The following is a 13068-nucleotide window of genomic DNA, read 5'->3' as shown; positions in this document are numbered from 1 at the left end:
TATCAGAAATGAACCTGGAGGAGGAACTGATATGGAGATTGAAAAACGAAGAAAGACACTGCTGAATGAACTGCCCGGATTTTCCGGTGTCCTGTCCCTGACCAGAAAGAATGAAGTTCTCTATGAAGAGGCCTTTGGCCTTGCTGTGGTGAACGAAGCCGTGCCCAACACCGTGGGCACAAGGTTTCCTGTGGCATCTGGGTCCAAAATCTTCACAGCCGTGGCGGCCTTGAAGCTTGTGGAAAAGGGAGCCCTGTCTCTCACGGATTCCGTGACCACGCTTCTTCCTGACTCTTTTCCATTCATGGACAGAAGCGTTACTGTAGGACATCTTCTGACACATACTTCTGGATTTCAGGACTACTTCAGGGAAGATGCAGACGAAAACTATGCAGATCTCTGGAAGAACCTGCCCATGTACGCAATGAGAACCCCGAAAGATTTTCTTGTTCTTCTGAAAGACAACAGGATGGAGTTTCAGTCTGGAGAAAAATTCAGCTACAATGATGGCGGTTTTGTGATTCTCTCCATGCTCATTGAATCCGTCACCGGACAGCCTTTCCCTGAAGTGGTGAAGGAAACGGTATTCCTGCCGGCAGCCATGGAAGAGAGCGGATACTTCGCCATGAACGCTCTTCCTCCGAATACCGCTCTTGGATACTATGAAGAAGAACCTGGCCAGCTGGTATCTAACATCTATGCCATCCCGGTCATCGGTGGGGGTGACGGTGGTGCCTATACAACCGTCTCCGACATGAGGCGCTTCTGGAAAGCCCTGCAAAGTGAAAAGCTTCTTCAGGACCCCCTTCTCCTGGAAATGTGCTCTGTACAGGCTGAAAACGAGAAGGAGCGATACGGATATGGCGTCTGGATCAGAAAGGATGCTTCTCCCGTCTCGGGACTCTATGTCATGGGCGCCGACCCCGGTATCTCCATGATCAGCGAATATGATCTGAAAACGGAGCTTACTCTTACGATCCTGTGCAACAGAGAAGACCAGGCTTTTAAGGCTTATGGCATCATGAATAATTTCAGATAATCACTGCATAAAGAAGGGTCTCCCTCTGCTCATGATCGATTCTTGAGCAGAGAGAGGCCCTTCTTCGTAATAGACATACCCTATCTTTTTCAATACATATGTATGACGCTTCTATCTTTTCCACATCCTACACTTCCGGTAATTTTTTATCAATCTTCCTTTCTTTCTGATTGATTCATAATATGCAGCTTCCTATATATACTTTGAAAGCCGAAATTTTAAAAACAATTTATCATAATCATAAATCAGTTTCCCTTCTGCAGAAAGTTATTGAACTGTAAGTATCATTCTTATTATAATAAGTGGTATAAATTTGTAAAACGATAGTTTTTTTATCATTTTATTAAACAACTATCAATTTAGATTTAATAAGGGGGAATTATTTATGCAACAATTAAAACCTGAACAGACTCCGGAAAGAGGCATGTGGTCCTCACGTTTCGGTTTTCTCATGGCAGCTGTCGGATCCGCCGTAGGACTGGGAAATCTCTGGAAATTCCCATATCTGGCCGGTGAAAATGGTGGAGGCGCTTTTGTACTGGTCTATGTGGGACTGGTGGTCATTCTCGGTTTCACACTGATGCTGGCTGAACTATCCATCGGCAGACATACCAACTCTGATGCCTACGGCGCATACAATAAACTGAAGAAAGGCTGGGGCTTTATCGGAGGCTTCGGGATACTTGCAGGGTTTCTGATTCTGTCCTACTACTCCGTAGTCGGTGGATGGGTCCTGAAATACGTCGTGGCAAGCATCACAGGCGTAGGTGCAGATAAAGCGGGATACTTCACCAATTTCATCACTTCATCGGTGGAACCTGTACTTTATCATCTTCTTTTCATGGGGATTACAGCATTCATCGTTATTCGAGGAGTTTCCGGTGGAATAGAAAAGGCAGTAAAAATCGTCATGCCCGCTCTTTTCATCATGCTGATGGTCATCGTGCTCCGTTCCGTGACCCTGGAAGGGGCTTCTGAAGGGCTGAAGTATTACCTCACACCGAATTTCAGTGAAATCACGCTGAAGGTATTCGTAGCCGCTCTGGGTCAGGTGTTCTTCTCCTTGAGCCTTGGTATGGGCTGCATGGTCACCTACGGAAGTTATCTGAGCAAACAGGAGGACCTGGAAAAAGATGCCTTGCTGATTCCTTCTCTGGACTCACTGGTAGCCATCATGGCCGGATTTGCCATTCTTCCAGCGGTATTCGCCTTCGGTTTTGCACCTGGTGAGGGTCCTGGACTCATGTTCATCACCCTGCCGGCCGTATTTGAGAGCATGCCTCTTGGCACGATCTTCTCTCTGATTTTCTTCATTCTCGTCTTCTTTGCAGCCATCTCTTCTTCCATCTCCCTGATGGAAGTGACGGTAGCCTTTGGCATCGACAGACTGAAATGGAGCCGTAAAGTCTCCGTTCTTGTATTCACCACTGTGATGTTCGTCATCGGAATTGGCGCATCCCTTTCCATGGGTGCCTGGAGCGATTTCCTGATTCCATGGATCGACGGCAACAGCTATGGCATCTTCGACTTCCTTGATGTTGTGACATCCTATTACCTGCTGCCACTTGGCGGACTGCTCAGCGCACTGTTCATCGGATTTGTATGGGGTGTACCTAATGCCGTCAAGGAAATCAAGACAGGCGGAAACTTCAGAACTGAAAAGCTCTGGTCCGTGCTCATCAAGTACATCGTCCCCATCCTTGTTTTCGTCATTCTGCTGAGTACAACGGGACTGCTGGATAAGATCATCGGATAGCATGATTTCAACATAAGATAAAGCTAAAATGAAAAAGGACAGGAGTGTCATACACATGAAACTCCCGTCCTTTTTCATTGTCATTTATTTGTTAGTTTCTAAGAAATGCCATGTAGCCTTTCTTTGTTTCATAGACATCCGCTTTGCTTACAACTTCCCATGGCGCATGCATGTTAAGGACCGCCACACCGCAGTCGATGACTTCCATGCCATAAAGTGCCAGAATGTATGCGATGGTGCCACCGCCGCCTACATCGACCTTGCCAAGCTCTGCAGTCTGATAAGCCACATTGTTTTCATCAAGAATTCTTCTAAGGTCTGCCATGTATTCCGGATTGGCATCATTGGAACCTGATTTTCCGCCTGCACCCGTGAATTTGTTGAAGACCATTCCTCTTGAGAGTAGGGCTGCATTCTTCTTCTCAAAAGAAGATGCATAGGTCGGATCGTAGCCTGCACTGACATCGGAGGACAGCATTCTGGAATTTGCCAGAGCTCTTCTCAGAGTCAGCTCGCTGTAGATGCCCATGGCTTCCAGAAGCTCTGCCAGGGTATTTTCGAAGAATTTCGAACGCATCCCAGTAGCGCCGACACTTCCGATTTCTTCCTTGTCCACAAGAAGTGTGCAAGCTGTTCTTTTCAATGAATCGAATTCCAGCATGGCAGCCAGTGATGTGTAGGCACAGACTCTGTCATCATGTCCGTATGCCATGACCATGCTCCGGTCAAGGCCGGCCTCTCTTGCCCGACCTGCAGGAACCACTTCCAGCTCTGCTGAAAGGAAATCATCTTCTTCGATGTCGTAGGTATCCTTCAGCAGTCTCAGAACTTCCTTCTTCACAGAATCCTTCTCTTCACCTTTCAGCGGCTTATTTCCGACGATGATGTTCAGATCATCCCCTTCAATGACCTTCCCTGCTTTCTTTTCAAGCTGCTCCCTGGAAAGATGAATCAGAAGATCAGAGATGAACACCACTGGGTCTTTTTCATCTTCGCCGATGACCACGTCAATGGCTGTTCCGTCCTTTTTGATCACCACTCCATGAATGGCCAGTGGAATAGTTACCCACTGATACTTCTTGATTCCACCATAATAGTGTGTATCAAGGTATGCAAGGTCTGTATCCTCATATAAAGGATTCTGCTTCACATCCAGTCTTGGTGAATCCACGTGAGCACCAAGAATATTCATTCCCTTTTCAATGGACTCCTCTCCGATGAGAAACAGTGCGATGGCTTTCTTCATGAGGGTTGCATAAACCTTGTCCCCAGCCTTCAGCTTCGTCTTGTTTCTGATGATTTCCTCCAGATTCACATAACCCGCTTTTTCCGCCATTTCAGCAGATACCTTCACGACTTCTCTTTCCGTCTTTCCGGCATCCAGATAAGCCATGTATTCCTTGTTCACATCTTCCAGTGTCTCCAGTTCTTTCTGATCATAATTCAGCCAGATGTTTTTTCTTTCCAATTTCTTATCCCCTTTTCATTTCATATTTTAATATCACTGTTTTCAATTATAACATAAGACATTCAGGGGATATTCGCTCACCAGTACAGTTTCCTTCAGAAGAATGCAATAATTCCAGACATAGATATACCCGGTGCTTTCGCATCGGGTATGTAGCTGAAAGACGTTTACGTTCTTACTTCCAGACTATCTGTTTCTCTTCTTGTCGTCATCATCAAAGGCATCGTTGATTTTATCTGCAACGCTGTCTTTTGCTTCCTCAAAATCTTCTTCTGCTTCCGCTTTCTTCTGCTGAAGCTTTCCTTTCAGTTCCTGAGATTCATCATCTGTTATTTTACCAACAGTTTCGTTTAGTTTTCCTTTTGCTTTGTCCATTTTATTGTCAAATTTATCCTTAAAATCTGTCATTCATGATCCCTCCTGATTTTTTTCATACTGTTCAAGCTGATTTTTAAAACGAATCTCTCGCTTCGTCTTTCATCCTATACGTTCATGGTAACACCATTAACCACTACAATACCATAGAATCTCAGGGAATTAACTGATAATTCAGTCTTCATTCACTATAGACACAGTTCTCTCATCTTATTCATTCTTCTCCAGAGCACGGAGTTTCTCCACAATTTCTCTGGTGACTTCTTCAATTTCTCTGGTCCCATCGATTCTCACCAGGAGTTTCTTCTTCTCGAAATAATCAATCAGCGGCATGGTCTGTTCCTCGTAGACTTTCAGCCTTTCTTCCACGGCTTCCACATGATCATCACGTCTTTGTACCAGTTCATGACCGCAGTGATCACAAAGACCTTCCTCATCAGGAGGATTGAACTGCAGGTGATAGCTTGAACCGCAGAACTTGCAGATTCGTCTTCCCGGCATTCTTTCTTTTATATAGGAGGATGGTACATCAATGAGAAGTGCCGCATCCAACATCTGACCACTTTCACTGATCATCCTGCAGAGCACATCCCCCTGATGAACGGTTCTCGGGAATCCGTCCAGGAGATACCCCTCCTTCACATCATTCTGCTCCAGGCGGTTCATCACCAGGTCAATGGTCACTTCATCCGGCACCAGAAGACCCTGGTCGATATAGTTTTTCGCCTTTCTGCCCAGTTCCGTTCCTTCAGAGATGTTTCTCATAAAGATATCTCCAGTGGAAATATGAGGTATACCGAATTTTTCAGATATGAATTTTGCCTGTGTTCCTTTTCCTGCGCCAGGTGGTCCCAGTAGAATAATTCTCATAAAAAATCCCTCCACAGATGATCGGCCGAATTTTCTGACCATTTTATTTTAGCTTAGCACTTATTCACTGAAATTTCCATAGGGTTTCCCGTGTTGCTCCGTTTCCATCCACTTTTCCCCTGAACCTTCTGACATCCGAGAGAAACAGTTCCAGATGCGGCAGATTTCGGACTCTTTCATCGTAGTGCCGTTCATGAAGAAATGCAGGAGGCTTTCTGTTTCTGATCTTCTTTTTGGCGTGACAAAAGAATGCAAGCCCGAGGGAAGTCGCTGTATCGACGACCTCCTTCGGGCTTGGAAATATTTCATGGCAACTGCATCCTATGTCAGAGCCTTTCATTTCACTTCAGGCTTAGTGGCTGAAAAGTCAAATCTCATCTAAACAGCCTGTTCCAGGGAAACCCTCAGCTTCTTTGATTTTGCCCACTGCAGATAGACCATGGTGAAGATCACAAGTATTCCAGTGAAATCCGTCAGAAAGTTCGGATCAATGAGCATGAGTCCTGCACCGCCTATGATCAGCCTTTCCCAGGCTTTCATCTCCGTCAGCATAAAGCCTTCCATGGCCACTGAAACTCCGAAGATGCCGATGAGAGAGGTGATGACGATTCGCACCACTTCCGGAACCGTGGTATCAATAAGAAGCATAGCAGGGTTAAAGGCGAAGATGTAAGGTACGATGAAGGCGGTTATGGCGAGTCTAGTAGCCTGTACACCTGTCTTGAACGGATTGGACTTGGCGATGGCAGACCCCGCATAGGCCGCCAGGGCTACCGGTGGCGTGATATCCGCCACGATGCCGAAGTAGAATACGAACATATGAGCTGCCAGCATCGGTACCCCCATACTCATGACGATGGGCGCGGTGATGGTGGCCATGATGACATAGTTCGCCGTTGTAGGCACACCCATGCCAAGAATGATGCAGCTGATCATGGTGAGGAACAGCGCAAGCAGTTTACTGGTTCCGGCAACCCCCATAAGGACATTGAGAAGATCCTGCCCGAGCCCTGTCAGTGTGACGATTCCTACTATGATACCGGCGATGGCGCAGGCGATGGCAACCCCCATGGTGTTTTTCGCTCCGTTTGCCAGCGCTTCCGTAAAGGTCTTCGGTGTAAGCCTCGTATCTTTACTGAACATGCTCACGATGACCGCCGTCAGAATCGCATAGATTGCCGAATAGGCTGGGGTTCTTCCCATGCTCATGAAAGTGATGAGGGTTACAATCGGCAGAAACAGATATCCTTTCTTGAAAAGCAGCTTCCAGAAATTAGGAATGCTTTCCTTAGGCAGACCCTTTAGTCCCAGCTTCTTGGCTTCCAGATGAATCATCATGAAGATTCCGGAGAAGTAGAGAAGGGCAGGCAGGATGGCTGTCATGGCAACAGTGGCGTAAGGTGTATCCGTCATCTCAGCCATGAGAAATGCTGCAGCACCCATGATCGGTGGCATGATCTGTCCGCCTGTGGATGCTGCCGCTTCCACGGCAGCTGCGAATTCGCTTTTATATCCAGTCTCTTTCATGATGGGAATGGTTACGCTTCCGCTTCCAACCGTATTGGCCACAGAGCTTCCGGAGTACATTCCCTCCAGTGCACTGGATATGACCGCCACTTTAGCAGGTCCGCCGGAGGCTCCCCCTGCTATGGAATTCGCCATATCGATGAAAAAGGTTCCGATGCCTGTCTTTTCCAGAAAAGAACCCAATATGATGAACAATACAATGAAGGTTGCTGCGACGCCAAGGGGTGTTCCGATGATTCCATCTGTCGTATAGAAAAGCTGATGGATGATTCTTCTCACAGAATGTCCGGAATAAAAAGCATAAGCTACAAATCCAGCTGCCACAACAAGGATCGGCAGGCCTACCACTCTTCTGCACAGCTCCACCAGAAGCAGCGTACCGATGATACCCATGGTGATTTCAAGGGGACCGATGTTCACCGCTTTTGCCACGATGGCTTCAAAATTAAGTACATAATAGAAGAATGCGCCTCCCCCCATAACCGCAAAGAGCAGATCATACCAGGGAATTCTGTTCACTCTTTTTGCATGATCTTTACGAATCGGATAAATCAGAAATCCGATGAAAATCAGAAGCCCGATGAAGGAGGACCTTCTCACCTGTTCCGGCGGCGTGGCGATGAGTGTCATCCAGAACACATAGAGTGTAAAAGAGACCAGAAGTCCCGTGATGACATGCTTCATGGTTCCTGTGAAATGACGTGTGTTGGACTCACGATCAAATTCAGCCAGCAGATCTTCCACTGCTGCCCCATCCGTTATGATTCTATCCAGATCTTTTGTTTTCTTCATATCTCTCTTCTCCGTTTCTAATTCACTACAATTTCTATCGATGCGTTTCTCCCGCATAGTTCTCTCAGGCTGATTTCCTCTCCATGTATGCTCAGTATATGATCACTTACCGTACCCACTATGAGATTCAGTGACCCATAGGATTGATGAAAACCGGATATAACCATGTTCCCATCCTTGTCATAGGACAACTCTTCCCCTTCCATAAGTTCTGTCTGGACCCCAGCTCCGAAGGCGCTGTAGATGGTCTCATAGGCATGAAGCTCCTTGCCTCTTATAATGAGTCTGTCTGTCACTGGGCTCTTGTTCACAGAATGAATGAACGTGATGGAAAATACATCGCCCTCTTCCACTTCAAAGGATCCGTAGATTTCTCCTGTATCCTGATCTCTGATAAGAAGCTCCTTCTCCTTCAGAGAAAAAAGAAGAATCCCTCCCAGGAGCAGAAGCGCTCCCAGGAGATAACCTTTCTTCTTCATCTTATTTCAATGCTCCTACTTCTTTGAAGTACTTTTCAGCTCCCTTATGGAATGGGATGGAGATTCCTGCCACTGCATACGCTTCACTGAGCTCTTTGCCCTTTGCATGGGCTGAAGTGATTTCATCCTTGTTTTCGAACAGAGCTTTGGTCATGTTGTAGACTGTATCCTCATCCAGTTCGTTGCTGACAATGAAAGTCGCTTTCACCGCCAGAGTCGTCACATCATCTTCCACACCTGTATAGGTTCCTCCTGGGATATCATAGACTGTGTAGAATGGGTAGCTTTCCATGAGCGTCGCCGCAACATCATCTTCAATACCTAGAATCAGAATATCTTTACTTGTCACAAGATCCATGATGGCATTGGTAGGCGCTCCTGCCGTCGCGAAGAACGCATCGATCTTACCGTCCTTATAGGCATCCGCTGAGGCTGAGAAGCTCAGGTTCTGTTTGCTGATGTCATCGAAAGTGATGCCGTAAGCTTCCAGAATCTGCTTGGCATTGAATTCCACACCGCTTCCCGCATCTCCCACAGAAACACTCTTTCCCTTCAGGTCTGCAATGGATGTGATTCCTGAAGAAGGGTTTGCAACTATCTGAACCACTTCCGCATAGACTGCAGCCATGGCGGAGAATCCGTTCACTGCACCATCACTCAAAAAAAGATCTGTACCGTTATATGCATAATCCATGACATCATTCTGCACAATGGCCATATCTACCTCACCCGCGTCGATGAGCTGAATATTCGCTTTTGATGCTCCAGTGGACTGGATGTTGAATGAGATATCCTCTTTATCTCCAACAATCTGCCCTACAGCAGTGCCATAGGAATAGTAGGTGCCGGTATTTCCACCGGTAGCCAGCTTCACGACTGTTCCTTTGTTTCCGCAAGCAGCCAGTATGGTTGTACTTGCCAGAATTACCCCTAGTATTGTAATGAATCCCTTTTTCATAATATTGCCTCCCGCCTTTAATTTGTGAATAAATAATAAATGAATTGTATATTGATGAGAACTCAAAGTCAATACAAATTTGATAAAAAACTCGAAAAAATGAATAATCTAATTTTAAATCCTGCATTTTATTAATTTAATTAACTCAAACTCCCTTTATTCAATTTGACCATTAACTCTTGTAAACATTGATAATAATGCTTTATGTCAATTATAGCGTTCTCCGGTCATATTTTCATTATGAATTTTATGATTTCAAATCTTTCATATCTGTAAACCTTATCACTTCGCAAAAGGCGCAGAAAAAGCCGGATTTCACCCGACTTTTCTGTCTGATTATACGATTTTTCTATAAATGGTCTAGGATCTCCATGAGGCTTGCCACTTCATAGGTGGGCTTTATTTCACTTGTGTTTTCTTTCTTCCAGGGATTGTACCACAAGGTATCCACACCGAAAGCGCTTCCCCCTCTGATATCAGAGCTTAAGCTGTCTCCAATCATAAGAACACTGTCAAGTTCCTCGTGCCCCAGCTTATTCAAGGTGTAGATGAAAATTTCAGGATCCGGTTTTGATACCTGGATTTCTTCAGAAATCACAATTTCTTCAAAGTAATGACTGACGGATGATTTTCTGATTCTTCTTGTCTGAACATCTGTAAGTCCATTGGTGATGATGGCCATTTTATATTTTCCATCAAGCTTTTCAAGAAGCTCCTCTGAATCAGGGTAAAGAAAGGATGCATGGGACAGATGCTTCATGTACTTTCCCGCAAAATCCTCCGGACCAAACTCCAGGTTAAGTGCATCTCTGTATCTTCTGAACCGCTCCACCTTCAGCTTCTTCTGGGTGATCTCACCTTTCTCGAACTCTTTCCAGATGGCTGTATTGATCTCATGATAGGATTTCAGATGCACTTCTTCCTCAAAGTCGTATCCATAGTCCTCCATGGTACGGATAAACGCATGTCTTTCCGCTTTCCTGAAATCAAACAGTGTATCGTCTGCATCAAACAGCAGTACTTTATATTTCATATCATTTGTTCCTCCGCAATGTTTTATGGTCTCATTCTAACACAACTTTATGCAGTCCGAGTATTGTCAATAGATTCCATCCAAAAGAAAAGATCCAGCAGGGATTTCTCCCGCACTGAATCTCACGCTTGACTTCCTGGACTAGATATACTGCTTATAGCTTCTGTTTAAAGACTGCAGCTCATTATAGTACTCATAGTACTCTTCATCCGTGAGCGGCTGTCCTTCCAGCTCCTGCAGTCTTCTGTAATACTTCGGTGCCTTCTCCATATCAAGTACCATGTCACTGGCCATGAAGGCAAGTTCCACAAGTTCCACTTTCTCCCCATGGGCAAGAATCATCTTCTCCGCTATTTCAAGGGCTTCATCATACCCGTTCAGCTTAAAGTAGGTATTGGCCAGTTCATAGGATGCATCATAGGAATCTTCGATTCCTCTTGCTGCGTTGTAGTAAAGAACTGCCTGCCTGTAGTTTTCGTCGTCATAAGATTCTCTGGCTTTCAATAAAGCTTCTTCATGGCCTGTGATTTCCTCTTGTGGCCGCTGATCTTTCAGATCCTTAATCAGCATCATGGCAGAATCGCCACTGTAGTCTTCAATATACTCCGTCACCCTTGGCAGGAATTCTCTCTGTGCATACTCTGATTTCGCATACCAGATGTTGGATTTGATGGCTCCTTTCCTGTTTGCGGAGGACTTGGATGTCTTGATGACAAAGGTCCGCTCTTCTTCAGGCACAAGAACACAGTTCTTCGCATCCGCCATGAAGCTGAAATCGATGTATTCCTCTTCATAGAGAGGCAGACTGACCATCTCCTTGTAGGCTGTGGCATCTCTATACCATCCCACGATACGGGCTTCCTCATCATTGATTGCCGCACACCATACAATGGTGAGATCCTTCATGGACTTGGTGCCTTGAGGAACACCTCTGAAGTGTTTATCCAGCAGGATGTCGCCTCCTGAGCGCACATAGCCGTAGCATTTCCCGTTGAAGTCCCTGAAATTGTTCTGTTCAAATACATCCGAGGGATCCTTCACAGTAACCCCAGCATGTCTGGGTCTATCCTTTTCCGATGCTCCGTTATAATATTTCATCCAGTTGATGTTGCAAAAAATTATATTCATTCTTTCTCCCGATTTCTTTCATTATTTTCACTATTCTCCATTGTAACATAAAGAAGGGATAACTGTTCCCTCTCAAGCAAAATATAATTCTGTCCCAACAGTTTCAGATTCACGCGTCATGATCCGTGTCCTAAATCATCTCGGCGGGCGAATAATAAAAAGACGGGCACCTCTATAGTTGAGTTAACATAGTTCCATGGGATCAGGCTGATCCCAATCACCTGAGATCGATTATGACAGAGCCCTGCTATTTCGGGAAAACCCTTAACTGTATCGATACTCCATTGGGATCATAGACATAGAAGTAGCGTGTGCCATCACCAGGAATCTGTATAGGAGATGGCTTAAGACTTTCTCTTTCAGCAATCTTGTGCATTTCATCCAGTTGGTCTGTCTCAAAGCAGATGAACATGCCTTTTCCTTCAAATGTCTGTCCTTCTGGTATATAGAGAAGCTCAATCTCAGTTTCTCCCTCACCATTTATCAGAAATGCCACTTCTGCAGCGCCTTCCGTAAAACGCCGAGAAACCGTCAGTTCTGTAATGAGTTCATAAAAACGAATTGATTCCTCCATATGAGCGACTCTTAGTGTCACGTGTTTAATATGCATTGTACTCTCCCCCTCATCTGATTACTCTTATTTCTATTTCGCAGCTTCAGCCCATGCGATCAAGCTTTAGTGCCAGTATGATATCATCAGTCATCAGTAGATGCTTCCCAGGCAATATCCCTTCTGCTCTTTAACGACTACCTGGTTTCATCACATATCATACCTCTGCCCTCTTATTGCTACTGAACTGCTACTCTGCGATTCCATCGGGAACAGGAATTTCCTGTACGGAATTCAGTTCATGGATGATCAGGATAAACTCATTACCCAGAACCATTTCCGAAACCTCATAATCAAACTTCACGGCTACTTTCTCCAGCTCTTTCCTGTTCTTATGAAACGAAAACCGGATTTCATATGTTCTGATGTTCCAGTTTTCCACATCCGTCGCATCCAGTTTCAGCAGGCCTACAAGGATCCCCTTGAATTCTTCTGGTGTGAAGTAGTCTGTCGTATAATACTCCAGAAGCTCCTCCTCTTCATTCCTGTCAAGGATGGAAGCGAATTTTAGAAGATCCAGAAGCTTCACATCCATCTGAAGATCCGTGAACATGGTCGGATTGAAGGAATCCTCCTGAAGAATCGGCATTCCTTCCTGCCAGGAAAGAAAAGGCAGATTGTACTTATGATATATCTTTTCCCCCGCGGTGTAGATGTCCACGATCTTTCTGTTACCCAATGGTCCCAGATCCACACTTACTTCCGTATAGGATGCTTTCTGATCCATTGTAAGCCTGGTATCACCCTGGATACCCAGATCATTTTCACCCATGCCCATTCTGCTTTCAAAGCTGAGATCCATGGAGGAGGCATTTTTCAGCGCACTGTAGCTCCTGTAGGAAAGGCTGTACCTGTTATCCGTGAAATACAGTATAAGTCCGCCTGCAAGGACGAGAACCAGAAGAGCGCCTATGATCCGTATGATCCATTTTCCCATAATGCATCTTCCTCTCTTCTTCACTTTTATTTTACTGTACCATAACCACTGAAAGGATTCATGAATAGTTTCTTAAGTTTCTGATATATGCTTCAG

The 13068-nt window shown here is 45.3% G+C and carries 12 protein-coding genes; 2 read left to right on the top strand and 10 right to left on the bottom strand.

Annotated features, from left to right (window positions below; translation table 11 throughout):
• Positions 1-31: 31 nt before the first annotated feature.
• Positions 32-1039, top strand: a complete 1008-nt coding sequence (locus ACHAL6_RS13965) for a serine hydrolase domain-containing protein (RefSeq protein ID WP_395271282.1) — start codon at positions 32-34, stop codon at positions 1037-1039.
• Positions 1040-1424: 385 nt separating this feature from the next.
• A complete protein-coding gene (locus tag ACHAL6_RS13960; RefSeq protein WP_395271281.1) occupies positions 1425-2795 on the top strand; it encodes a sodium-dependent transporter in 1371 nt (456 codons plus the stop codon).
• A gap of 91 nt (positions 2796-2886) precedes the next feature.
• On the opposite strand, the gene ACHAL6_RS13955 is transcribed toward ACHAL6_RS13960, so the two are convergent.
• The 10 genes from ACHAL6_RS13955 to ACHAL6_RS13910 form a co-directional block, all read right to left on the bottom strand.
• Positions 2887-4263, bottom strand: coding sequence for an aminopeptidase (locus ACHAL6_RS13955; RefSeq protein ID WP_395271280.1), 1377 nt, complete (start codon positions 4261-4263; stop codon positions 2887-2889).
• 186 nt (positions 4264-4449) lie between these two features.
• Positions 4450-4671: a CsbD family protein gene (locus ACHAL6_RS13950; protein WP_395271279.1), complete on the bottom strand. Its 222-nt coding sequence runs from the start codon at positions 4669-4671 to the stop codon at positions 4450-4452.
• A 177-nt stretch (positions 4672-4848) separates the two neighbouring features.
• Complete coding sequence (locus tag ACHAL6_RS13945; RefSeq protein ID WP_395271278.1) at positions 4849-5508, bottom strand: adenylate kinase; 660 nt, start codon at positions 5506-5508, stop codon at positions 4849-4851.
• Between the two features lie 378 nt (positions 5509-5886).
• On the bottom strand, positions 5887-7827 hold the full coding sequence (locus tag ACHAL6_RS13940; protein WP_395271277.1) for a TRAP transporter permease: 1941 nt from the start codon (positions 7825-7827) through the stop codon (positions 5887-5889).
• Between the two features lie 17 nt (positions 7828-7844).
• Positions 7845-8306 (bottom strand): DUF1850 domain-containing protein, encoded by a 462-nt coding sequence (locus ACHAL6_RS13935; protein WP_395271276.1) that lies wholly within the window; start codon positions 8304-8306, stop codon positions 7845-7847.
• A 1-nt stretch (position 8307) separates the two neighbouring features.
• Positions 8308-9264: a TAXI family TRAP transporter solute-binding subunit gene (locus ACHAL6_RS13930; protein WP_395271275.1), complete on the bottom strand. Its 957-nt coding sequence runs from the start codon at positions 9262-9264 to the stop codon at positions 8308-8310.
• Positions 9265-9613: 349 nt separating this feature from the next.
• Positions 9614-10297 carry a YjjG family noncanonical pyrimidine nucleotidase gene (locus ACHAL6_RS13925; RefSeq protein WP_395271274.1) on the bottom strand — a complete coding sequence of 228 codons (684 nt, stop codon included), beginning with the start codon at positions 10295-10297 and terminating at the stop codon, positions 9614-9616.
• Positions 10298-10438: 141 nt separating this feature from the next.
• Entirely contained in the window at positions 10439-11425 is a 987-nt protein-coding gene (locus ACHAL6_RS13920; RefSeq protein ID WP_395271273.1) for a tetratricopeptide repeat protein, read from the bottom strand.
• Positions 11426-11672: 247 nt separating this feature from the next.
• Complete coding sequence (locus ACHAL6_RS13915; protein WP_395271272.1) at positions 11673-12035, bottom strand: VOC family protein; 363 nt, start codon at positions 12033-12035, stop codon at positions 11673-11675.
• 190 nt (positions 12036-12225) lie between these two features.
• Positions 12226-12972, bottom strand: coding sequence for a hypothetical protein (locus ACHAL6_RS13910; RefSeq protein WP_395271271.1), 747 nt, complete (start codon positions 12970-12972; stop codon positions 12226-12228).
• Between the last annotated feature and the right edge of the window lie 96 nt (positions 12973-13068).

The sequence above is a fragment of the Proteiniclasticum sp. C24MP genome (assembly GCF_043951855.1).
In the GTDB taxonomy this organism is placed as follows: Bacteria; Bacillota; Clostridia; order Clostridiales; family Clostridiaceae; genus Proteiniclasticum.
This window is presented reverse-complemented; position numbering and strand designations above follow the sequence as displayed.

Coding starts and splice junctions, on each gene's coding strand:
- ACHAL6_RS13935 (WP_395271276.1), bottom strand. CDS start 8,306: ATGAAGAAGAAAGGTTATCTCCTGGGAGCGCTTCTGCTCCTGGGAGGG.
- ACHAL6_RS13920 (WP_395271273.1), bottom strand. CDS start 11,425: ATGAATATAATTTTTTGCAACATCAACTGGATGAAATATTATAACGGA.
- ACHAL6_RS13950 (WP_395271279.1), bottom strand. CDS start 4,671: ATGACAGATTTTAAGGATAAATTTGACAATAAAATGGACAAAGCAAAA.
- ACHAL6_RS13930 (WP_395271275.1), bottom strand. CDS start 9,264: ATGAAAAAGGGATTCATTACAATACTAGGGGTAATTCTGGCAAGTACA.
- ACHAL6_RS13945 (WP_395271278.1), bottom strand. CDS start 5,508: ATGAGAATTATTCTACTGGGACCACCTGGCGCAGGAAAAGGAACACAG.
- ACHAL6_RS13910 (WP_395271271.1), bottom strand. CDS start 12,972: ATGGGAAAATGGATCATACGGATCATAGGCGCTCTTCTGGTTCTCGTC.
- ACHAL6_RS13915 (WP_395271272.1), bottom strand. CDS start 12,035: ATGCATATTAAACACGTGACACTAAGAGTCGCTCATATGGAGGAATCA.
- ACHAL6_RS13940 (WP_395271277.1), bottom strand. CDS start 7,827: ATGAAGAAAACAAAAGATCTGGATAGAATCATAACGGATGGGGCAGCA.
- ACHAL6_RS13925 (WP_395271274.1), bottom strand. CDS start 10,297: ATGAAATATAAAGTACTGCTGTTTGATGCAGACGATACACTGTTTGAT.
- ACHAL6_RS13960 (WP_395271281.1), top strand. CDS start 1,425: ATGCAACAATTAAAACCTGAACAGACTCCGGAAAGAGGCATGTGGTCC.
- ACHAL6_RS13965 (WP_395271282.1), top strand. CDS start 32: ATGGAGATTGAAAAACGAAGAAAGACACTGCTGAATGAACTGCCCGGA.